Origin of the sequence: Streptomyces sp. HP-A2021 (assembly GCF_022807935.1) — a bacterium.
GTDB lineage: Bacteria > Actinomycetota > Actinomycetes > Streptomycetales > Streptomycetaceae > Streptomyces > Streptomyces afghaniensis.
In genome coordinates, this window is record NZ_CP094344.1 from 3733044 (window position 1) to 3752345 (window position 19302).

Below are 19302 nucleotides of genomic sequence, written 5' to 3' on the forward strand. Positions count from 1 at the left end.
ATGGCATCGGTATTCGAATACGCCCCGGCCCCGGAATCCCGCGCGATCGTCGACATCGCGCCGTCCTACGGCCTGTTCATCGACGGCGAGTTCACCGAGGCGGCGGACGGCAAGGTCTTCAAGACGGTCAGCCCCTCCTCCGAAGAGGTCCTCGCCGAGATCGCCCAGGCGGGCGAGGCGGACGTGGACCGCGCCGTACAGGCCGCCCGCAAGGCCTTCGAGAAGTGGTCGGCGCTGCCCGGCTCGGAGCGCGCCAAGTACCTGTTCCGCATCGCGCGGATCATCCAGGAGCGCTCCCGCGAGCTGGCCGTCCTCGAAACCCTCGACAACGGCAAGCCGATCAAGGAGACCCGCGACGCGGACCTCCCCCTGGTCGCGGCGCACTTCTTCTACTACGCGGGCTGGGCCGACAAGCTCGACCACGCCGGCTTCGGCGCGAACCCGCGGCCGCTGGGCGTGGCGGGCCAGGTCATCCCCTGGAACTTCCCGCTGCTGATGCTGGCGTGGAAGATCGCGCCCGCCCTCGCGACCGGCAACACGGTCGTCCTGAAGCCGGCCGAGACCACCCCGCTCTCGGCGCTCTTCTTCGCGGACATCTGCCGCCAGGCGGGCCTGCCGAAGGGCGTCGTCAACATCCTCCCCGGCTACGGCGGCGCGGGAGCTGCGCTGGTGGCCCACCCGGACGTGAACAAGGTCGCCTTCACGGGCTCCACGGCCGTGGGCAAGGAGATCGCCCGCACGGTCGCCGGCACCCGCAAGAAGGTCACGCTCGAACTGGGCGGCAAGGGCGCCAACATCGTCTTCGACGACGCTCCGGTCGACCAGGCCGTCGAGGGCATCGTCAACGGCATCTTCTTCAACCAGGGCCAGGTCTGCTGCGCCGGCAGCCGCCTCCTGGTCCAGGAGTCGATCCACGACGAGCTCCTCGACTCCCTCAAGCGCCGCCTGTCGACCCTCCGCCTCGGCGACCCGCTCGACAAGAACACCGACATCGGCGCGATCAACTCCGAGGAGCAGCTCACGCGCATCACCTCCCTCGTCGAGCAGGGCGAGGCGGAGGGCGCCGAGCGCTGGTCACCGGCCTGCGAACTGCCGGAGAGCGGCTACTGGTTCGCCCCGACGCTGTTCACGAACGTCACCCAGGCGCACACCGTCGCCCGCGACGAGATCTTCGGCCCGGTGCTGTCGGTGCTGACGTTCCGCACGCCGGACGAGGCGGTCGCCAAGGCCAACAACACGCCCTACGGCCTCTCCGCCGGCATCTGGACGGAGAAGGGCTCCCGCATCCTGGCGGTCGCGAACAAGCTCCGCGCGGGCGTCGTCTGGTCCAACACGTTCAACAAGTTCGACCCGACGTCGCCGTTCGGCGGCTACAAGGAGTCGGGCTTCGGCCGCGAGGGCGGCCGCCACGGCCTGGAGGCGTACCTCGATGTCTGACACGCGACTCAGTGTCCTCAAGACCTACAAGCTGTACGTGGGCGGCAAGTTCCCGCGTTCCGAGAGCGGCCGGGTGTACGAGGTGACCGACGCAAAGGGCAACTGGCTGGCCAACGCGCCCCTGTCCTCCCGCAAGGACGCCCGTGACGCGGTCGTCGCGGCCCGTAAGGCGTTCGGCGGCTGGTCCGGCGCGACGGCGTACAACCGCGGCCAGGTCCTGTACCGCGTCGCGGAGATGCTGGAGGGCCGCCGCGACCAGTTCACGCGTGAGGTGGCCGACGCCGAGGGGCTGTCCAAGTCCAAGGCGGCGGCGGTCGTGGACGCGACGATCGACCGCTGGGTCTGGTACGCGGGCTGGACCGACAAGATCGCCCAGGTGGTCGGCGGCGGCAACCCGGTGGCGGGCCCGTTCTTCAACCTCTCCTCCCCCGAGCCGACGGGCGTGGTCGCGGTCCTGGCCCCTCAGGAGTCGTCCTTCCTGGGCCTGGTGTCGGTGCTGGCCCCGGTGATCGCGACCGGCAACACGGCGGTCGTGGTGGCGAGCGAGAAGTCCCCGCTGCCCGCGCTGTCCCTCGCCGAGGTGCTGGCCACCTCGGACGTCCCCGGCGGCGTGGCCAACGTCCTGTCGGGCCGCACGGCGGAGATCGCGCCCCCGCTGGCGGCCCACCAGGACGTCAACGCGATCGACCTCGCGGGCGCCGACGAGGCCCTCGCGAAGGAACTGGAGATCGCCGCGGCCGACAACCTCAAGCGCGTTCTCCGTCCACAGCCTGTGGATTACGCGGAGACTCCCGGCATCGACCGCATGACGGCGTTCCTGGAGACGAAAACGGTCTGGCACCCCACGGGGTCACTGGGCGCGTCCGGTTCCTCGTACTAGACCGCCCCTCACAGCGGAAGCCCCGGCCCTCCTCCGTCCGGGAGGGCCGGGGCTTCTCTCGTGCGCGTCTGACGTCGCACACGGCCTACCGCGAGAACACCCCCGCCGCCTGCCCCGCCACCGGAATGCTCTCGACCGACGGCGCCTGCGCCACCGGCCCCGTCAGCTCCCGGGACTCCACCGGCTTGAAGTCCGCGACCTCGGTGCCGACGCCGTTGTCGAGCGGGTCGACTCCCGTGCCGGCGAGGGGGTTGGGCTTGAGGTTCCTGGCGGCGCCGGTGGCATGGCCGACGGAGCCGGTGGCGGCCCGGAGGGCGGTCTGGGGGTCGGTCCTGCCGAGGGAGGTGTGGACCACGTCCAGGACCGAGCCGGTGCCCGCAGCCGCGGCCGTCGCCGCCCCCGCCCCCGCCCCCAGCACCACTCCCGTGGTCGCGAGGACGGCCAGGGCACGCTGGACGGTCGGCTTCTTGGAAGAGTCGTGTCGGGCCATCGCTGCCACCTTCTGATGCACTTGGTAATCGGTTCGACACAAAGGGTAGTTGAGGTGTGACGCGCACATCAAAGCCGACCCGCGGGGTCGTACGGCCCCCGATGGATGCCTCACACTGGTGTCCCGTGAGTTCCCCTCTGGCCATACCGACGCGAGTCGTGCTGCTCTGCGGCCCATCCGGCTCCGGCAAGTCCCTCCTCGCGGCCCGCTCCGGCCTCCCGGTGCTGCGGCTCGACGACTTCTACAAGGAGGGCGACGACCCGACGCTGCCGCTGGTGGCGGGGAGTTCGGACATCGACTGGGACCATCCGGAGTCGTGGGACGCGGACACGGCCGTCGCCGCGATCACCCGGCTGTGCCGCACGGGCCGTACGGACGTCCCCGTCTACGACATCGCGCGCAGCGCCCGCACCGGCACGGAGACGGTGGACATCGGACGGACCCCGCTGTTCATCGCGGAGGGCGTCTTCGCCGCGGAGATCGTCGCGCACTGCCGGGAGCTCGGCGTCCTCGCCGACGCGCTGTGCCTGAGCCGCGGCCCGGTGAAGACGTTCCGCCGCCGCTTCCTGCGGGACCTGAAGGAGGGCCGCAAGTCGGTGCCGTTCCTGCTGCGCCGCGGCTGGCGTCTGATGCGGGAGGAGCGCTCGATCGTCGCCCGCCAGACCGCGCTGGGCGCGTACGCCTGCGATCGCGACGAGGCGATGGGCCGGCTGGCGGCTGCGGCGGCGGGCCGGTGCGCGAGCCTCGGTACGGCGGCCTAGGCAGCGAGAAAAAAGCGGGAGACGAGAAAAGCGGGACTGGACGGACCCCCCGGCCCTCCAGTCCCGCTCTTGTGCTCCCCCCTTTTGCTCCCCCGTTGTCCTCCCCCGTGTTCCCCCACTGTCCTGAGGAGACGCCCCCAGCGTCTCCGCAGTTCCCCCGTGGGCCCCGGTTCCAGTCCCCCGTGGGGCCCTTTTGGTGCTTCCCCCCCCGACCTTCAGGCGACGAGCTCGCCGAAGGCGTCCTCCTCGTCACGGCCGAAGCTGAGGACCTCGTCCTCGCGCAGCCGGCGGAGCGACCGCCAGATGCTGGACTTCACCGTGCCGACACTGATGTCGAGGATCTCCGCGATCTCCGGGTCCGTGCGGCCCTCGTAGTAGCGCAGGACCAGCATGGTGCGCTGGAGCTCGGGCAGCCGGGCCAGCGCCTGCCACAGGACCGCGCGCAGTTCGGTGCCGCGCATCGCGTCCGTGTCGCCGGGCGTCTCCGGCAGTTCCTCGGTCGGGTACTCGTTGAGCTTGCGGCGCCGCCAGGCGCTGATGTGCAGGTTGGTCATGGTGCGGCGGAGGTATCCGCCGACCGCGGCCTTGTCACTGATCCGGTCCCACGCCCGGTACGTCGAGAACAGCGCGCTCTGGAGCAGGTCCTCGGCCTCGAAGCGGTCGCCGGTGAGGTGGTAGGCGGTGGCGTACAGGGAGGCGCGGCGCTCCTGGACGTAGGCGGTGAACTCCGCCTCCGACAGCGAGCGGCGCTCCCCCGAGTCCTCCCTGTACGCGGCTCCCCCGTGAGCCCCCTTGATCTCCCCCGTAGGTGCGTCAACCACCGTCATGAACGCGGTGTGCTGACGCCCGGTGCCGCGAGCGCACCCCCGCCCGCTCACGGCACCGGACTTCTCGGAACCCCGGTGCACGTCGTGCAGACGCGTGACCACTGCGCTGGTGCTGGTGCCGTGCAGCGTGTTCATCTCGCGCCCCCCGTCGTGGACTTCCGGTGTGCGGCCCGCCGGTCGGGCGGGCTTTCCTGCTTGTGCCGAAAAGCTTGCCGCGGCACTTTCATGGCCGTGTCCGCCGACTGTCACAGAGCTGTCACAGGGGTCTGGGACAGGACGGGCACGGCCCGTACACAGGCATCGGCGCTGTGCGCGGCCCTCATCTCGGCCCACAGGTCGAACCCCGACCCCTCCATGGGCCAGAATGAGCCCGTGCCTTCCCTGTTGCTGATCGAGGACGACGACGCCATCCGGACGGCCCTGGAGCTCTCACTGACGCGCCAGGGTCACCGGGTGGCGACCGCTGCCAGTGGTGAGGACGGTCTGAAGCTGCTGCGCGAGCAGCGGCCGGATCTGATCGTGCTGGACGTGATGCTGCCCGGCATCGACGGGTTCGAGGTGTGCCGACGCATCCGGCGCACGGACCAGTTGCCGATCATTCTGCTGACCGCGCGCAGCGACGACATCGACGTGGTCGTCGGGCTGGAGTCCGGCGCCGACGACTATGTCGTCAAGCCGGTGCAGGGGCGGGTGCTGGACGCCCGGATCCGGGCCGTGCTGCGGCGCGGCGAACGGGAGTCCAACGACGCGGCGACGTTCGGCAGCCTCGTCATCGACCGCTCGGCGATGACCGTGACGAAGAACGGCGAGGACCTCCAGCTCACGCCGACCGAGCTGCGGCTGCTGCTGGAGCTGAGCCGGCGGCCGGGGCAGGCGCTGTCGCGGCAGCAACTGCTGCGGCTGGTGTGGGAGCACGACTACCTGGGCGACTCGCGACTCGTGGACGCGTGTGTCCAGCGGCTGCGCGCCAAGGTCGAGGACGTGCCCTCGTCCCCGACGCTGATCCGTACCGTGCGGGGTGTCGGTTACCGGCTGGATCCGCCTCAGTGACACAGCGGCACCACCAAGGGGGGGACCGCGGCTGGACCGCGGCGCGCAAGGGAGTTCTGTCGCGGCTGCGCTTCACCAGCCTGCGGCTGAGACTGGTCGTCGTCTTCGGCCTGGTGGCGCTGACGGCCGCCGTGTCCGCGTCCGGCATCGCGTACTGGCTCAACCGCGAGGCCGTGCTCACCCGCGCCCAGGACGCCGTGCTGCGCGACTTCGAGCAGGAGATGCAGAACCGGGCCGGTGCGCTGCCCGAGCATCCGACGCAGGACGAGCTCCAGCACACCGCGGGCCAGATGGCCGGCAGCGACCAGCGCTTCAGCGTGCTGCTGGTCGCGAGCAACGCCGACGGCAGGACCGTCTACGGCAGCTCCGGAGGGCTCAGCGGCTTCTCGCTGCGGGACGTGCCGGTCTCGCTGCGCACGGCGGTGAACAAGACGCAGAAGGTCGACGGGTCCAACAAGCACCCGTACCACCTGTACTGGCAGCGGGTCGTCGACCACGACACGCCGTATCTCGTGGCCGGTACGCGGGTGATCGGCGGCGGTCCGACCGGTTACATGCTGAAGTCGCTGGAGCCGGAGGCGAAGGACCTCAACTCGCTGTCCTGGTCGCTGGGGATCGCCACGGGGCTCGCGCTGATCGGCTCGGCGCTGCTCGCGCAGGCCGCCGCGACCACCGTGCTGAAGCCGGTGCAGCGGCTCGGGGCGGCCGCGCGGCGGCTCGGTGAGGGCAAGCTGGACACCCGCCTCAGGGTGTCCGGGACCGACGAGCTCGCCGACTTGTCGCGGACGTTCAACAAGGCGGCCGAGGCGCTGGAGAAACGGGTCGCCGACATGGCCTCGCGGGACGAGGCGTCCCGGCGGTTCGTGGCCGACATGAGCCATGAGCTGCGGACGCCGCTCACCGCCATCACCGCCGTGACGGAGGTGCTGGAGGAGGAGCTGGAGGCGGAGACCGGGAGCATGGACCCGATGATCGAGCCCGCCGTCCGGCTGGTGGTCAGCGAGACGCGGCGGCTGAACGACCTGGTCGAGAACCTGATGGAGGTCACCCGCTTCGACGCGGGCACGGCCCGGCTCGTCCTGGACGACGTCGACATCGCCGACCAGATCACCGCGTGCATCGACGCCCGCGCCTGGCTGGACGCGGTCGAGCTGGACGCCGACCGCGGTATCCACGCCCGGCTGGATCCGCGCCGTCTGGACGTCATCCTGGCCAACCTGATCGGCAACGCGCTCAAGCACGGCGGCTCCCCGGTGCGGGTGTCCGTCCGTGAGGCCGACGACTCGCTCGTCATCGAGGTGCAGGACCACGGGCCCGGCATCCCCGAGGACGTCCTGCCGCACGTCTTCGACCGTTTCTACAAGGCGAGCGCCTCCCGGCCGCGCTCCGAGGGCAGCGGCCTGGGCCTGTCCATCGCCCTGGAGAACGCCCACATCCACGGCGGTGAGATCACCGCGGCCAACTCGCCCGACTCGGGCGCGGTGTTCACCCTGCGGCTCCCACGCCACACGTACGCGCCGGGGGAACAGCCCGCCGGGGACGGGCACAAGCCCGGGGACGACACCGGCCAGGACCGGGGCGCGGACTCGAAGGGGGACGCCTGATGACCACACGTCTCGTGTCCGGGGCCCGGCTCGGTGCCGTGTCCGTGCTGGCCCTGCTGCTCGCCGGCTGCGGGATCCGGGCCACGGAGGTGCCGACGAACTTCGGGCCGGCGCCCTCGCGGGTGCGGTGTTCGCTCGCCGAGCCGGACGTGTCGACGCAGGCCGCCCGGGGGCTGCCCGTGCAGGTGTTCCTGCTGTGCGGGTCCTCGCTGGTGACCGTCGACCGGACCGTACGGGTCCCGGACGGCGCTGCCGACTCCGAGCGGCGGATGCTGGTGGCGCAGGGCCTGCTGGACCAGCTCGCGGAGCCGCCGTCGCCCGCCGAGAAGGAGGCCGGCTACAGCACGGACGTACGCGGCGGCATCACCGTGGGCCGGCCCCGGTCCGGCGACCCGGAGGACACGCTGCGGCTGAGCATGGCGCCGGACAGCCTCACCTCGTACGCCCTCGCCCAGATCGTCTGCACCTTCTCCGACTCGGCGGCCGCCGAGGGCGACGGCTCCGTGGTCCTCGGCGGGCCCGGCGCCGACTCCGCGCGCCGCTACGAGTGCACGGACGAGGTGCGGGCCCGCCCGGGCAGCAAGGAACCGCCCTCCAAGGACGCGGCCGGGGAGTGAGCCGGCGGGCTCCGCCGGGGCTGTGGCGCATGCCTCACAGGCCGACCGGGGCCCATCCCGGAACCGATCCTGCCGGAGGCCGCGTCTTGGGGGGCGTGCGTCAAGGCTCCATCGGCGGCAGCGCCGCGTTCCGCATCCGTGTGACAGGAGGTGTCCTCCTCGTCGCACACCTCGCGTTCGTCGCCTGGCTCACGCTGCGGCCGCTGGACGTGCCCTGGGTGATGCCGGCCAATCTGCGGCCGTTCGACGGCATCCGGGCCGATCTCGCCCTGGGCTGGCCCGAGGCGGCCCGGCGGATCTGCGAGGGGCTGGCCCTGCTCGCCCCGCTGGGCGTGCTGCTGCCGATGGCGAGCGGCAGGCTGGTCGTCTCGCCGCTGGCGTCCCTGCTGAACACCGTCACGGTCGGCGCCCTGCTGTCACTGGGCATCGAACTGCTCCAGACCGGCGTTCCCGGTCAGGTCGTCGACGTCGACTCGCTGTTCCTGAACACCATGGGCGTGGCCCTCGCGCATCTCGCGCTCGTCCCCGCCGGCCGCTCCTGGCTGCGCCGCCGCACACCCGCGCGCCCGTCCCGTACGCCCCTGCCCCCGGAGGAGCCGGCTCAGGGTCGGACCCCGACGATTCCCAGGGTCGGGATCGCCCCGTGGAGCGACGCTTTGCCCCCTTCGTCTCCGTAGCGTGGAGTGCAGATGGGGTACTCGGACGAGAGGCCTCACGACACCTCACGAAGGAGCCGCACATGTCACGCCTCGCCCGCCCCACCCACGGCCGCATGATCGGCGGAGTGTGCGCCGCGCTGGCACGGCGCTTCGGCACCTCCACGACGACGATGCGAGTGATCTTCCTGGTCTCGTGCCTGCTGCCCGGTCCGCAGTTCCTGCTGTACATCGCGCTGTGGATCCTGCTGCCCTCGGAGAGCAAGGTGCAGAACAAGGCACAGACGGCCTGGTAGCCACCCGTCGCGGAAATGCCGATGGGGCGCACCCTGTGTCCAGGGGTGCGCCCCATCGGCGTGTGTGCGCCTGGGCGGGAGGGTCAGGCGCCCGGAAGGCCGTTCACCGGGAGCCCGCCGAGCAGCCCCGCGGCCGGGCCGGTCGGGCCCTGGGCGAGCAGCTGCCCCGCGACCGGCTGGGCGGCGGCGAGACCGGTGCTCGCCAGGGTCTGCCCCTGGCCCACCGCCTCGCCCGAGCCCGCCGGCAGCGTCCGGGAGAGCTGCTCCGCCGGGAGCGCCTGGGTGACGGTCTCCATCGCCTGGGCGGTGTCCGGGACGGCCGGGGCGGCCTGGGCGGCGCCCGCACCGGTGGCGGCGAAGGCGGCACCGAGAGCGGCGACACCGAGGGACTTGGCAGCAGACTGCTTCATGAAAATGCGTCCTCGCAATGGGATGACGGGGTGTGTGAGCGGTGCGGCGACCGTAATCACGCGGCACCACCCGCCGCAAACATCGAAATGCGGACGGCTTGTGAACACCGTCCGCATTCCCTGTGTGCCGACAACCCCGGGATCAGCCCTCCGAAGTCGCAGAACCGCTGGTGGAAGCGGTCTGCCGGAACAGCCATTCGGATTTCAGCTCGGCATAACCGGGCTTGATCACGTCATTGATCATGGCGAGTCGTTCATCGAAAGGAATGAACGCTGATTTCATCGCATTGACTGAGAACCACTGCATGTCGTCGAGCGTGTAAGCGAACGCCTCGACGAGGTGCTCGAATTCCCGGCTCATGCTCGTGTGGGACATCAGGCGGTTGTCCGTGTTCACCGTGGCCCGGAAGTGCAGCCGGCGCAGCAGCCCGATGGGGTGCTCGGCGTACGAGGCCGCCGCCCCGGTCTGGAGGTTGGAGCTCGGGCACAGCTCCAGCGGGATGCGCTTGTCGCGGACGTAGGAGGCGAGCCGCCCGAGTTCGACCCGGCCGTCCTCGTGGACCTGGATGTCGTCGATGATCCGCACGCCGTGCCCGAGCCGGTCGGCGCCGCACCACTGGAGGGCCTGCCAGATGGACGGCAGTCCGAAGGCCTCGCCGGCGTGGATGGTGAAGTGGTTGTTCTCGCGCTTGAGGTACTCGAAGGCGTCCAGGTGCCGGGTGGGCGGGTAGCCGGCCTCGGCGCCCGCGATGTCGAAGCCGACGACGCCCAGGTCGCGGTAGCGGTTGGCGAGTTCGGCGATCTCCAGGGCGCGGGCCGCGTGCCGCATGGCGGTGAGCAGCGCACCGACGCGGATGCGCAGGCCGTTCTCCCGGGCGCGGCGCTCCCCTTCCCGGAAGCCCTCGTTGACGGCCTCGACGACCTCTTCGAGGCTCAGACCGCCTTCGAGGTGCTGCTCGGGGGCGTAGCGCACCTCGGCGTAGACGACGCCGTCCGCGGCGAGGTCCTCGGCGCACTCGGCGGCGACCCGCACCAGGGCGTCGCGGGTCTGCATGACGCCGACGGTGTGGGAGAAGGTCTCCAAGTACCGTTCCAGCGATCCGGAGTCGGCGGCTTCGCGGAACCAGATGCCCAGTTTCTCCGGATCGGTCTCCGGGAGCTGGGTGTAGCCCGTCGCGCGGGCGAGCTCGACGATCGTGCCGGGGCGCAGACCGCCGTCGAGGTGGTCGTGCAGCAGGACCTTGGGCGCCCGGTGGATCTGGTCCGGTGTCGGGGTGTTCGCGATGGTCTGGCTCGTCATTTCCGCACTCTAACTCCTACGCGCGTAGATGGCGCGTTCCCGGATCCTTTACGTTTCCGTCGATACGTAACGGTGACCGCAAGGACGGGTCGAGTACACCCGCGCTTCTGACACTGTTCTGTCATGGCACACCAACCGACGCCGGTGCGCAGGGCCCGGCTGGGCAGGACATTCGGTCCGGAGCCGTCGGCGGTCAGCGGCGTGGTGCTGCTGCTCCCCGGCGGCGACGAGGTCTCCGGCCGCAGGCCGTCCCCCATGGTGGCGACCGCCTCCGTACGCGCCCTGGGGCGCCGCCTGGCCCGCGCGGGCCGGGACGAGGGCCTCGTCACGCACGTGGTGCACTACCGCTACCGCGGCTGGAACGGCAGCGAGGCCAATCTCGCGGCCGATGCGGCCTGGGCGGCCGACGAGGTCGTACGGCGTTACGGAGACGTTCCCGTCTGCCTCGCCGGCATCGGCATGGGCGGCCGGGCCGGGTTGCGGGCGGGGGGCCACGAGGCCGTCAACTCCGTGCTGGCGCTCGCTCCTTGGCTGCCGGAGGAGGATGTGGCCGCGCCACCCGAACCGGTGAAGCAGTTGGTCGGGCGGCAGGTGCTGATCGTGCACGGCACGAACGACGCGCGGACAGATCCCGAGTTGTCGTTCCGGCTGGCGGCGCGGGCGAAGAAGGCGAATCGGGACGTGTGCCGGTTCGAAGTGCACGCGGACGGGCACGGGTTGAATCAGTACCGGGACGAAGTGCTGGCGTTGGCCGAGGACTTCGTGATGGGGGCCTTGTTCGGGCGGGCCGTGTCCCGGCCTGTGCGGGATGCGCTGGCCGCGCCGCCGCCGTTGGGGTTGCGGATGCCGTTGGCTGCGGGGTTCAGTCCTTCGAGGCGGTAGCGCCGTTTGGGTGGCTGTGTTTTCGGGGTGCGGGTTGTTTGTGGTTGCTCGCGCAGTTCCCCGCGCCCCTCAAGCCAGGAGACTTCCCCTCCTTGAAAGCAAGAACTTCTTGAATGCTGCCACCGGGGGTGTGTCCGGGTGGCCTTCCAGCCAGGCCACGCCGATTTCGCGGGCCGCTCGGGGGGACGTGACCGTCAGTTCCACCACCCCCGGTCGGGGGACGGCCGGCGGGGGCAGGAGGGCGACCCCGAGGCCCGCTGCCACCAGGCCCCTCAGGGTTTCCGCCTCCTCGCCCTCGAAGGCGATGCGGGGCTTGAAGCCGGCCTCCTTGCAGAGGTCGTCGGTGATGCGGCGCATGCCGTAGCCGGGTTCCAGGGTGACGAACATTTCGTCCGCCGCCTCGGCGAGGCGGATGCGGCGGCGGCCCGCGAGGGGGTGGTCGGCCGGGACGACGAGGCGGAGCTTCTGCTCGTCGAGACGGCGGGCGACCAGGTCGGGGGCGTCGGGGACGGGGGAAGTCAGGCACAGGTCCAGTTCGCCGGCGCGGAGGCGTTCGAGCATGGCCTCGCCGTAGTTCTGGACCAGGCTGAAGCGGACGCGCGGATGGTCGGCGCGGAAGGCCTGGAGGAGGCCCGGGACCGTCTCGGCGCCCATGGTGTGCAGGAAGCCGAAGGCGACCTTGCCGGTGGCGGGGTCGGCGTCGGCCCGCACCTCCTCGGCGGCGCGCTCGACCTCGGCCAGGGCCCGTTCCACGGAGGTGAGGAAGGTGCGCCCGGCCGGGGTGAGGGAGACCGTACGGCCGTGGCGGGCGAAGAGGTCGACGCCGAGGTCCTGCTCCAGACGGGCCATGGACCGGGAGAGGGTCGACTGGGGGACGTTCATCTCCTGGGCGGCACGGGTGACGTGCTCGGTGCGGGCGACGCCGGCGAAGTACGCGAGACGGGGAGCCAGCACCTTGGACATCTCCGCCATGTCTTCTGTGTCACTGGACGGTGACAGTCGAGCCGCTGAACTGTGTTGATGCGCCATGGGAACGATTATGGCGGTTCCATGCATTGGACGGATCAGTGGGCGCGTACGTAGCTTCGAAGCATGTCTCCCGCCAGTACCGGGGCGCCCACCATCGTGGGCGCCGATACCGCTGTCCCTGCTGCCGACTCACGTATGTCCCCGGGCGGGCCCGGCTACCGCCGGATGAGCCTCGCCCTCTTCCTCGCGGGTGTCGCGACCTTCGCGCTGCTGTACTCCACACAGGCGCTGCTCCCGCTGATCTCCGGCGAGTTCGGGGTGGCGGCGAGCGACGCGAGCTGGACGGTGGCCGCCGCGACGGGCGGGCTGGCGCTGTTCGTCCTGCCGATGAGCGCCCTGTCGGAGCGCTTCGGACGGCGTGCGGTCATGACGGCCTCACTGGCCGTGGCGGTGACCGTCGGACTGCTGGTGCCCTTCGCCCCGTCGCTGGGGGTCCTGGTCGTGCTGCGGGCGCTCCAGGGCGCGGCCCTGGCCGGGCTGCCCGCGTCGGCGACGGCGTACCTCGCGGAGGAGGTCAGCCCGAAGGCGCTGGTCACCGCGATCGGACTGTTCGTCGCGGGTAACAGCGTCGGCGGGATGAGCGGCCGGGTCATCACCGGCTGGGTCGCGCAGGAGTGGGGCTGGCGGGTCGCCGTCGGTGTGATCGGCGCGCTCGCGGTGGCGTGCGCGGTGGCCTTCCGGCTGCTGCTCCCCGCCCCGAAGAACTTCAAGGCCGGTTCGCTGCGGCCGCGCGTGCTGGCCCGGACTGTCCGTGACCACCTGTCGAACCCGCTGCTGTGCCGGCTGTACGCGATCGGCGCGCTGTTCATGACGGTGTTCGGCGGTGTGTACACGGTCATCGGCTACCGGCTGACCGAGGCGCCGTTCTCACTGCCGCAGGGCATCATCGGCTCGGTCTTCCTGGTGTACCTCGTCGGTACGGTGTCGGCGTCCACGGCCGGTCGGCTGGTGGGCCGGCTGGGCCGCCGGGGCGCGCTGTACGCGGGCGGCGGTACGACGGCGGCGGGTCTGCTGCTGTCCCTGGCCGGCTCCCTCCCGCTGGTCCTGCTGGGCCTGGTCCTCATCACGGCGGGCTTCTTCGCGGGCCACGCGGTGGCCTCCTCGGCGGTCAGCAAGACGGCCACGACCGGCCGCGCCCAGGCCTCGGCGCTCTACCAGTCGGCCTACTACGTCGGCTCCAGTGCGGGCAGCACGGTCGGCGCGATCGCCTTCCACGCGGGCGGCTGGGCCGGGACGGTCGGGGTCGGCCTGCTGGCGGTCCTGGGCGTCGTCACGATCACGGTCTTCGGGACCCGGGCGGCCCGGATGCAGCGGCGACTGGCCACGGCCGCCTGAGCTCGGAGCCCGGGCCGTTCCCCCTGGTCGGGTCCGGTTGTCAGTGGGCGCGGATAACGTCCGCCTCCGCTGACCACCGGATTCGAGCAGGGGGATTTTTCATGGAGTTCCGCATCGACCGTACGGCGTTCGCCGAGGCCGTGGGCCGGGCCGTACGGGCGCTGCCCGCGCGGACGCCGGTGCCGGTGCTGGGCGGGCTGTTGCTGGAGGCGGACGCGGGGCGGCTGGCCGTGACGGGGTTCGACTTCGAGGCGGCGGTGCGGGTGGCGGCCGACGCCGAGGTCGCGGTGCCCGGGCGGGTGCTCGTGCTGGGTCGGCGGCTGCTGGACGTCTGCCGGGTCCTGCCGGACGGGCCGGTGAGCTGCGCGCTGGAGGCCTCGCGGTTCACTGTGGAGGCGGACGGTACGCGGTTCGGGCTGTCGACGCTGCCCGTCGCCGAGTACCCGGCCCTGCCGGTGCCGCCCGCGCCGTACGGCACGGTGGACGGCGCCGCGTTCGCGACGGCCGTCGCCCAGGTCGCGGTGGCGGCCGGGCGCGACGACACGCTGCCGCTCCTGACGGGCGTCCAACTGCGTCTGGACGGCAGGGAGATGACACTCGCCGCTTCCGACCGCTACCGGTACGCCGTGCGGCGGCTGGAGTGGCAGCCGGGGGCGGCGGCGGACGGTGTGGTGGAAGCGCTGCTGCCCGCACGGCGCCTGCTGGACGTCGCGCGGTCGCTGGGGCGCTGCGAGGACGTGCTGATCGGGTGGGACCCGGCCGCCGGCGGCGGGCTGATCGGCTTCGCGTGCGGGCCGACGCGGACGGCACTGCGGCTCCTGGACGGGCGGCTGCCGACGTACAAGTCGCTGTTCGACATGGCGGGGGCCGCGGTCGCCGAAGTGGAGCGCGAAGGGCTCGCGGAAGCCGTGCGGCGGGTCGCGGTGGTGGCGGAGGCGAACAGTCCGGTGCGGCTGGACTTCTCGCCCGACGGGTCCGTCATGCTCCGCGCCGGCTACGGCGACGACGTGGCGGTCCAGCGCCTGCCGGCCACGCTGACCGGCGCCGACGAGATGCCGGTGGCCTTCAACCCGGGCTATCTGCTGGACGCGCTGACGTCCTTCGAGAGCCCGCGCGTACGGCTGGAACTGCTCGGGGCGGGGCAGCGGGCGCTGCTGCACGCGGTGCCGGACGGCGGGGCCCCCGAGATGGCCGGGGAGCTTGCCGGGGAGACGGCCGGGGAGCACCGGCATCTGCTGATGTCGGTGAAACAGCTGGTCTGAAGCGCTGCTCCCACCTGCGCTTTTGTGCGCTCGGGGGGCCGTTGTCAGTGGGCTGCGGTAGCTTCCGAAGTGCTGGACGCGACGGCGCGTGACAGAAATTCCACAGGGGTGGGTGGACGATGACGAACGGCACGGCGACACCGACAGATCTGGACACCAGGCTGGAGGCACACCGCACCGAGCTGACGGGGTACTGCTACCGGATGCTCGGCTCCTCCTTCGAGGCCGAGGACGCGGTGCAGGACACGATGGTCCGCGCCTGGCGCAGCTACGACAAGTTCGAGGGCCGCTCCAGCCTCCGCTCCTGGCTCTACCGCATCGCGACCAACGTGTGCCTGGACATGCTGACCGCGGGCAACAAGCGCGCCAGGCCCATGGACCTGACCGAGTCCACCCCGCTCGCCCAGGCCGCCCTCTCCCCCCGACCGGACAACACCTGGCTGGAGCCCATGCCGGACGCCCGTGTGCTGCCCACGACCGGCGACCCGGCGGAGGCGGCGATCGCCAAGGAGTCCGTGCGGCTCGCCTTCATGGCCGCCCTGCAGAAGCTGCCGGCCAAGCAGCGGGCCGTGCTGATCCTGCGCGAGGTGCTGGCCTGGAAGGCCAGCGAGGTCGCCGAGCTGCTGGGCACGTCGGTGGCGTCGGTCAACAGCGCCCTCCAGCGGGCTCGCGCCACTCTGGCCGAGCGGCAGGAGCCGGGCGCCGAAGCGGCCGTCTCCGACCCGCTGGACGAGGACCAGCAGAAGCTGCTGGACCGCTATGTCGCGGCCTTCGAGGGCTACGACATGACGGCGCTGACGGCCCTGCTGCACGAGGACGCGGTCATGACGATGCCGCCGTTCGACCTGTGGCTGACCGGCGTCGGCGACATCACCGGCTTCATGACGACGCTCGGCGCGCCCTGCGCGGGTTCCCGGCTGGTGCCGGTCCAGGTCAACGGCCTGCCGGGGTTCGCTCAGTACAAGCCGGACCCGGAGAAGGGCGGCTTCTCGCCGTGGGCGGTCCAGGTGCTGGAGATCTCAGACGGCCGGATCACCGGGTTCCACTGTTTCCTCGACACCCAGCGCTGGTTCCCGCTCTTCGGCCTGCCCCTCCACCTCGAAGCGGAGACCGACCAGGTCGAGCAGGGCGCGTAGGGCCGGGTCGGGGTCGCGCAGCCGTATCCGGCCCCCGGCCCGCCGGGCGGCCAGCTGGAGCCGCGCCAGCAGGTCGACGGCGGCGAGCCCGGGCGGCCCGAGGCCTCCGACATCGCACACCACGACCCGGGCACGGCTGGTTCGCAGCAGTGCCCTGACGTCGTCGCTCAGTCCGCTCACCTCGTCCCGGGCGACGGGACCGGGGAGCACGAGCACGGGGGGTGTCATGGCGTCCACGATCGGTAGACCGGGCGGGCGGCGGTAACTCATCGCGGCTGTCCGTCCTCTCGGCGCCGTAAGGATCACATTGACCTCGGTACGGCCTTCCCCGGAGGGTTGGCTGTATGCCCCATGCATCTGCCCCTCCCGCGCTGTCCGATGCACGTGTCGCCGGTGAGGGGGCCTCGTGCAGGGGGTGCTGAGTGGCTTCGCGGTCATCGCGGTCGTCATCGGGGTCGGCTATCTGATCGGCCGCCGGGGGTATCTGGGCGACGGCGGGCGCGAGGTCCTGACGAAGCTGGCCTTCCATGTGGCGTCTCCCGCCCTGCTCTTCACGACGCTCGCCCGGGCCGACCTGTCGGTGATCTTCTCGGACCGGCTGCTGGTCACGGCGATGAGCACGGCAGCGGCGGCGGGTGTGTTCGTGGCGGTGGGTGCCGTGCGCGGCTGGGGTGTGGGCCGGACGACGATCGGCGCGCTGTGCTCCAGCTACGTCAACTCGGGCAACCTCGGCATCCCGATCGCGGTGTACGTGCTGGGCGACGCGTCACTGGTCGCGCCGGTGCTGCTGTTCCAGCTGGTGGGCGTCACGCCGGTGGCGCTGACGGTCCTGGACCTGGCGAGCGGCGGCGAGAAGCGGCCTCTGTGGCAACGGCTGCTCACGCCGCTGCGCAATCCGATAGCCCTGGGCTCCCTGGCCGGTGTGGCGGCGTCGGCGTCGGGCCTGCACGTCCCCGGTCCCTTGATGGACCCGCTCACCCTGATCGGCAACATGTCGGTCCCGGCGGTGCTGCTGGCCTTCGGCATCTCCCTGCGCGGCAGCACGCTCCCGCTGCGCGGCGCGGAACGGGCCCCTGTCCTCCTCGCCGTGACCCTCAAGGCGGTCATCCAGCCCCTGGTCGCCTGGGCCCTCGCAGCGGGCGTCTTCGGTCTCCACGGGGCCTCGCTGCTCGACGTGGTGGTGACGTCGGCGCTTCCGGCGGCGCAGAACCTGTTCACGTACGCGAGCAGTTATCGGGTGGGCGAGGTGCTGGCGAGGGAGGCGATCTTGTTGTCGACGGTGTTGGCGGTGCCGGTGCTTGTGGTGGTGGCGGCGGTGTTGGGGTGACTCAGTGCTCCGGGAACTCGCCGGTGTCGAGTTCGAGGGCGAAGGGCTCCGGCAAGGCAATGAGTTCTCCGAACTTGCCTGCGTGCAGAACCCGGTAGACGTCCCCTTGCGGTTCGCCGTAGAGCGTGATGGTGGGACCGCCAGGTGCCCAGCCGTCGATGAGCAGGTACAGCGGAACGCCGGCCTGGGCGTAACCTGCGGCCTTCTTGATCCGGTCGTGGGCCGCATTCGACTTGGACGTGATCTCGACGATGAGTTCAGCGGCAGCCGCTGGGATGAAGTTGCCGCCCTCGTCACGCAGCACCTGCCGGGGGGCGATCGCGAGATCGGGAATGTAGAGCCCGTCACGGGACGGGACCGCCGTACCCAGGGTCTGGTAGATGCCCCAATGCCTGGGGATGACCTCGTACAGGGCTCGCTGAACCAGGTCAGCGATGTCGTTGTGGGCATTGGACGGCGGTGGTGCCACGGTGACGATCCCCTCGATGATCTCCACCTTGCAGCCCTCTGGCGCGTCCGTCTCCTGCCAGATCCGAACGAGGTCGTCCCACTCGTGGCCGCTGGCCGTCGAGTGGTCGACGGTGAGTGCGCTCATGGCGGTTCTCCAATCAGTGCGTCACCGATCCCAGCATGCCGAACGGGACTGGTGCGGGTCCACCAGTCCCGTTCGCCCAAACGAGAAAACCCCAGCTCAGGCGATACGTTCCAGCACCACCGGCGACGCCGTGAAGGCCGTCCCCGGCGTCGCGATGTCGTACGAGCCCTCGACCGCCTCCAGCGCGTACTCGAAGCGTTCCGGCGTGTCCGTGTGGAGGGTCAGAAGGGGCTGGCCCTCGGTGACCTGGTCGCCGGGCTTGGCATGCATCTCGATGCCCGCGCCCGCCTGCACCGGGTCCTCCTTGCGGGCGCGGCCCGCGCCCAGGCGCCAGGCGGCGACGCCGATGTCGTAGGCGTCGAGGCGGGTGAGGACGCCCGAGGACGGGGCCTTGATCACGTGCTGTTCGCGGGCCACCGGAAGCGCCGCGTCCGGGTCGCCGCCCTGGGCCGTGATCATGCGGCGCCAGACGTCCATCGCCGAGCCGTCGGCCAGGGCCTTCGCCGGGTCGGCGTCCCTGACGCCCGCCGCGTCGAGCATCTCGCGGGCCAGGGCGATGGTCAGCTCGACCACGTCCGCCGGGCCGCCGCCCGCCAGGACCTCCACCGACTCGCGGACCTCCAGCGCGTTGCCCGCCGTCAGACCGAGCGGGGTCGACATGTCGGTGAGCAGCGCGACCGTCTTCACGCCGTGGTCGGTGCCGAGGCCCACCATCGTGGAGGCCAGTTCGCGGGCGTCCTCCAGGGTCTTCATGAAGGCGCCCGTGCCGACCTTCACGTCCAGGACCAGCGAGCCCGTGCCCTCGGCGATCTTCTTCGACATGATCGAGGAGGCGATCAGCGGGATCGCCTCGACCGTGCCCGTGACGTCGCGCAGGGCGTACAGCTTCTTGTCGGCCGGGGCCAGGCCGTCGCCCGCCGCGCAGATCACCGCGCCGGTGCCGTCCAGGACGGAGAGCATCTCCTCGTTCGAGAGCAGGGCGCGCCAGCCGGGGATCGACTCCAGCTTGTCCAGCGTGCCGCCCGTGTGGCCGAGGCCGCGGCCGGAGAGCTGGGGGACCGCGGCGCCGCAGGCGGCGACCAGGGGGGCCAGCGGGAGGGTGATCTTGTCGCCGACGCCGCCGGTGGAGTGCTTGTCGGCCGTCGGGCGGGACAGGGACGAGAAGTCCATGCGCTCGCCGGAGGCGATCATCGCGGCCGTCCAGCGGGCGATCTCGCGCCGGTTCATGCCGTTGAGCAGGATGGCCATCGCGAGGGCCGACATCTGCTCGTCGGCCACCTCCCCGCGGGTGTACGCGTCGATGACCCAGTCGATCTGCTCGTCGCTGAGTTCGCCGCGGTCCCGCTTGGTGCGGATGACGGAGATGGCGTCCATGGCCATGGCTTGGGCTTCCTTCCGAGGGTTCCAG

21 protein-coding genes are annotated in these 19302 nt (G+C 71.4%); 13 read left to right on the forward strand and 8 right to left on the reverse strand.

What is annotated here, in order from left to right; translation table 11 throughout:
* Together MQE23_RS16800 and MQE23_RS16805 are read left to right on the forward strand one after the other, a co-directional pair.
* Entirely contained in the window at positions 1 to 1437 is a 1437-nt protein-coding gene (locus MQE23_RS16800; protein ID WP_020274371.1) for an aldehyde dehydrogenase family protein, read from the forward strand.
* On the forward strand, positions 1430 to 2317 hold the full coding sequence (locus MQE23_RS16805; RefSeq protein ID WP_020274372.1) for an aldehyde dehydrogenase family protein: 888 nt from the start codon (positions 1430 to 1432) through the stop codon (positions 2315 to 2317). The genes MQE23_RS16800 and MQE23_RS16805 overlap by 8 nt, the downstream gene beginning before the upstream one ends.
* An 85-nt stretch (positions 2318 to 2402) precedes the next feature.
* Here the strand turns inward: MQE23_RS16805 and MQE23_RS16810 are convergent, their stop codons facing one another.
* The gene (locus MQE23_RS16810; protein ID WP_020274373.1) at positions 2403 to 2807 is read right to left on the reverse strand and encodes a hypothetical protein; all 405 of its coding nucleotides are present in this window, start codon (positions 2805 to 2807) and stop codon (positions 2403 to 2405) included.
* A 56-nt stretch (positions 2808 to 2863) separates the two neighbouring features.
* Between MQE23_RS16810 and MQE23_RS16815 the strand changes: the two genes are divergently transcribed.
* On the forward strand, positions 2864 to 3568 hold the full coding sequence (locus MQE23_RS16815; protein ID WP_128092622.1) for a uridine kinase: 705 nt from the start codon (positions 2864 to 2866) through the stop codon (positions 3566 to 3568).
* A gap of 215 nt (positions 3569 to 3783) precedes the next feature.
* Here MQE23_RS16815 and MQE23_RS16820 read toward each other — a convergent pair whose 3' ends face one another.
* Entirely contained in the window at positions 3784 to 4530 is a 747-nt protein-coding gene (locus MQE23_RS16820; protein ID WP_243379505.1) for a SigE family RNA polymerase sigma factor, read from the reverse strand.
* 237 nt (positions 4531 to 4767) lie between these two features.
* Between MQE23_RS16820 and afsQ1 the strand changes: the two genes are divergently transcribed.
* The 5 genes from afsQ1 to MQE23_RS16845 all read left to right on the forward strand — a co-directional run bounded on the left by afsQ1 (position 4768) and on the right by MQE23_RS16845 (position 8618).
* Positions 4768 to 5445 carry a two-component system response regulator AfsQ1 gene (afsQ1, locus tag MQE23_RS16825; protein ID WP_010048893.1) on the forward strand — a complete coding sequence of 226 codons (678 nt, stop codon included), beginning with the start codon at positions 4768 to 4770 and terminating at the stop codon, positions 5443 to 5445.
* A complete protein-coding gene (locus MQE23_RS16830) occupies positions 5442 to 7049 on the forward strand; it encodes a HAMP domain-containing sensor histidine kinase (RefSeq protein WP_243379506.1) in 1608 nt (535 codons plus the stop codon). The genes afsQ1 and MQE23_RS16830 overlap by 4 nt, the downstream gene beginning before the upstream one ends.
* Positions 7049 to 7666 (forward strand): hypothetical protein, encoded by a 618-nt coding sequence (locus tag MQE23_RS16835; RefSeq protein WP_243379507.1) that lies wholly within the window; start codon positions 7049 to 7051, stop codon positions 7664 to 7666. Before MQE23_RS16830 ends, MQE23_RS16835 begins: the two co-directional genes overlap by 1 nt.
* Positions 7667 to 7761: 95 nt before the next feature.
* Positions 7762 to 8343: a VanZ family protein gene (locus tag MQE23_RS16840; RefSeq protein ID WP_020274382.1), complete on the forward strand. Its 582-nt coding sequence runs from the start codon at positions 7762 to 7764 to the stop codon at positions 8341 to 8343.
* Positions 8344 to 8405: 62 nt separating this feature from the next.
* Positions 8406 to 8618: a PspC domain-containing protein gene (locus tag MQE23_RS16845; RefSeq protein ID WP_010048883.1), complete on the forward strand. Its 213-nt coding sequence runs from the start codon at positions 8406 to 8408 to the stop codon at positions 8616 to 8618.
* An 83-nt stretch (positions 8619 to 8701) separates the two neighbouring features.
* Here the strand turns inward: MQE23_RS16845 and MQE23_RS16850 are convergent, their stop codons facing one another.
* Positions 8702 to 9028 carry a hypothetical protein gene (locus MQE23_RS16850; protein ID WP_020274383.1) on the reverse strand — a complete coding sequence of 109 codons (327 nt, stop codon included), beginning with the start codon at positions 9026 to 9028 and terminating at the stop codon, positions 8702 to 8704.
* Positions 9029 to 9170: 142 nt separating this feature from the next.
* Positions 9171 to 10328 (reverse strand): adenosine deaminase, encoded by a 1158-nt coding sequence (locus MQE23_RS16855; protein ID WP_243379508.1) that lies wholly within the window; start codon positions 10326 to 10328, stop codon positions 9171 to 9173.
* Positions 10329 to 10451: 123 nt separating this feature from the next.
* Between MQE23_RS16855 and MQE23_RS16860 the strand changes: the two genes are divergently transcribed.
* Complete coding sequence (locus MQE23_RS16860) at positions 10452 to 11210, forward strand: alpha/beta hydrolase (RefSeq protein ID WP_020274385.1); 759 nt, start codon at positions 10452 to 10454, stop codon at positions 11208 to 11210.
* A gap of 69 nt (positions 11211 to 11279) precedes the next feature.
* Here the strand turns inward: MQE23_RS16860 and MQE23_RS16865 are convergent, their stop codons facing one another.
* Positions 11280 to 12239 (reverse strand): LysR family transcriptional regulator, encoded by a 960-nt coding sequence (locus MQE23_RS16865; RefSeq protein ID WP_037670779.1) that lies wholly within the window; start codon positions 12237 to 12239, stop codon positions 11280 to 11282.
* A gap of 63 nt (positions 12240 to 12302) precedes the next feature.
* Here MQE23_RS16865 and MQE23_RS16870 point away from each other — a divergent pair, with 63 nt between their 5' ends.
* From MQE23_RS16870 to MQE23_RS16880, 3 genes are all read left to right on the forward strand, one after another.
* Positions 12303 to 13574 carry an MFS transporter gene (locus MQE23_RS16870; RefSeq protein ID WP_037667767.1) on the forward strand — a complete coding sequence of 424 codons (1272 nt, stop codon included), beginning with the start codon at positions 12303 to 12305 and terminating at the stop codon, positions 13572 to 13574.
* Between the two features lie 101 nt (positions 13575 to 13675).
* A complete protein-coding gene (gene dnaN, locus MQE23_RS16875) occupies positions 13676 to 14836 on the forward strand; it encodes a DNA polymerase III subunit beta (protein WP_243379509.1) in 1161 nt (386 codons plus the stop codon).
* A 119-nt stretch (positions 14837 to 14955) separates the two neighbouring features.
* Positions 14956 to 15972, forward strand: coding sequence for a sigma-70 family RNA polymerase sigma factor (locus tag MQE23_RS16880; RefSeq protein ID WP_020270948.1), 1017 nt, complete (start codon positions 14956 to 14958; stop codon positions 15970 to 15972).
* Here the strand turns inward: MQE23_RS16880 and MQE23_RS16885 are convergent.
* A complete protein-coding gene (locus MQE23_RS16885; protein WP_243379510.1) occupies positions 15856 to 16200 on the reverse strand; it encodes an STAS domain-containing protein in 345 nt (114 codons plus the stop codon). The two genes, MQE23_RS16880 and MQE23_RS16885, sit on opposite strands and share 117 nt — an antisense overlap.
* A 178-nt stretch (positions 16201 to 16378) precedes the next feature.
* Here MQE23_RS16885 and MQE23_RS16890 point away from each other — a divergent pair, with 178 nt between their 5' ends.
* Positions 16379 to 17299, forward strand: coding sequence for an AEC family transporter (locus MQE23_RS16890; protein WP_020270949.1), 921 nt, complete (start codon positions 16379 to 16381; stop codon positions 17297 to 17299).
* 1 nt (position 17300) lies between these two features.
* Here the strand turns inward: MQE23_RS16890 and MQE23_RS16895 are convergent, their stop codons facing one another.
* Together MQE23_RS16895 and MQE23_RS16900 are read right to left on the reverse strand one after the other, a co-directional pair.
* A complete protein-coding gene (locus MQE23_RS16895) occupies positions 17301 to 17894 on the reverse strand; it encodes a Uma2 family endonuclease (RefSeq protein ID WP_020270950.1) in 594 nt (197 codons plus the stop codon).
* A 96-nt stretch (positions 17895 to 17990) separates the two neighbouring features.
* Positions 17991 to 19268, reverse strand: a complete 1278-nt coding sequence (locus MQE23_RS16900) for a thymidine phosphorylase (RefSeq protein ID WP_243382655.1) — start codon at positions 19266 to 19268, stop codon at positions 17991 to 17993.
* Between the last annotated feature and the right edge of the window lie 34 nt (positions 19269 to 19302).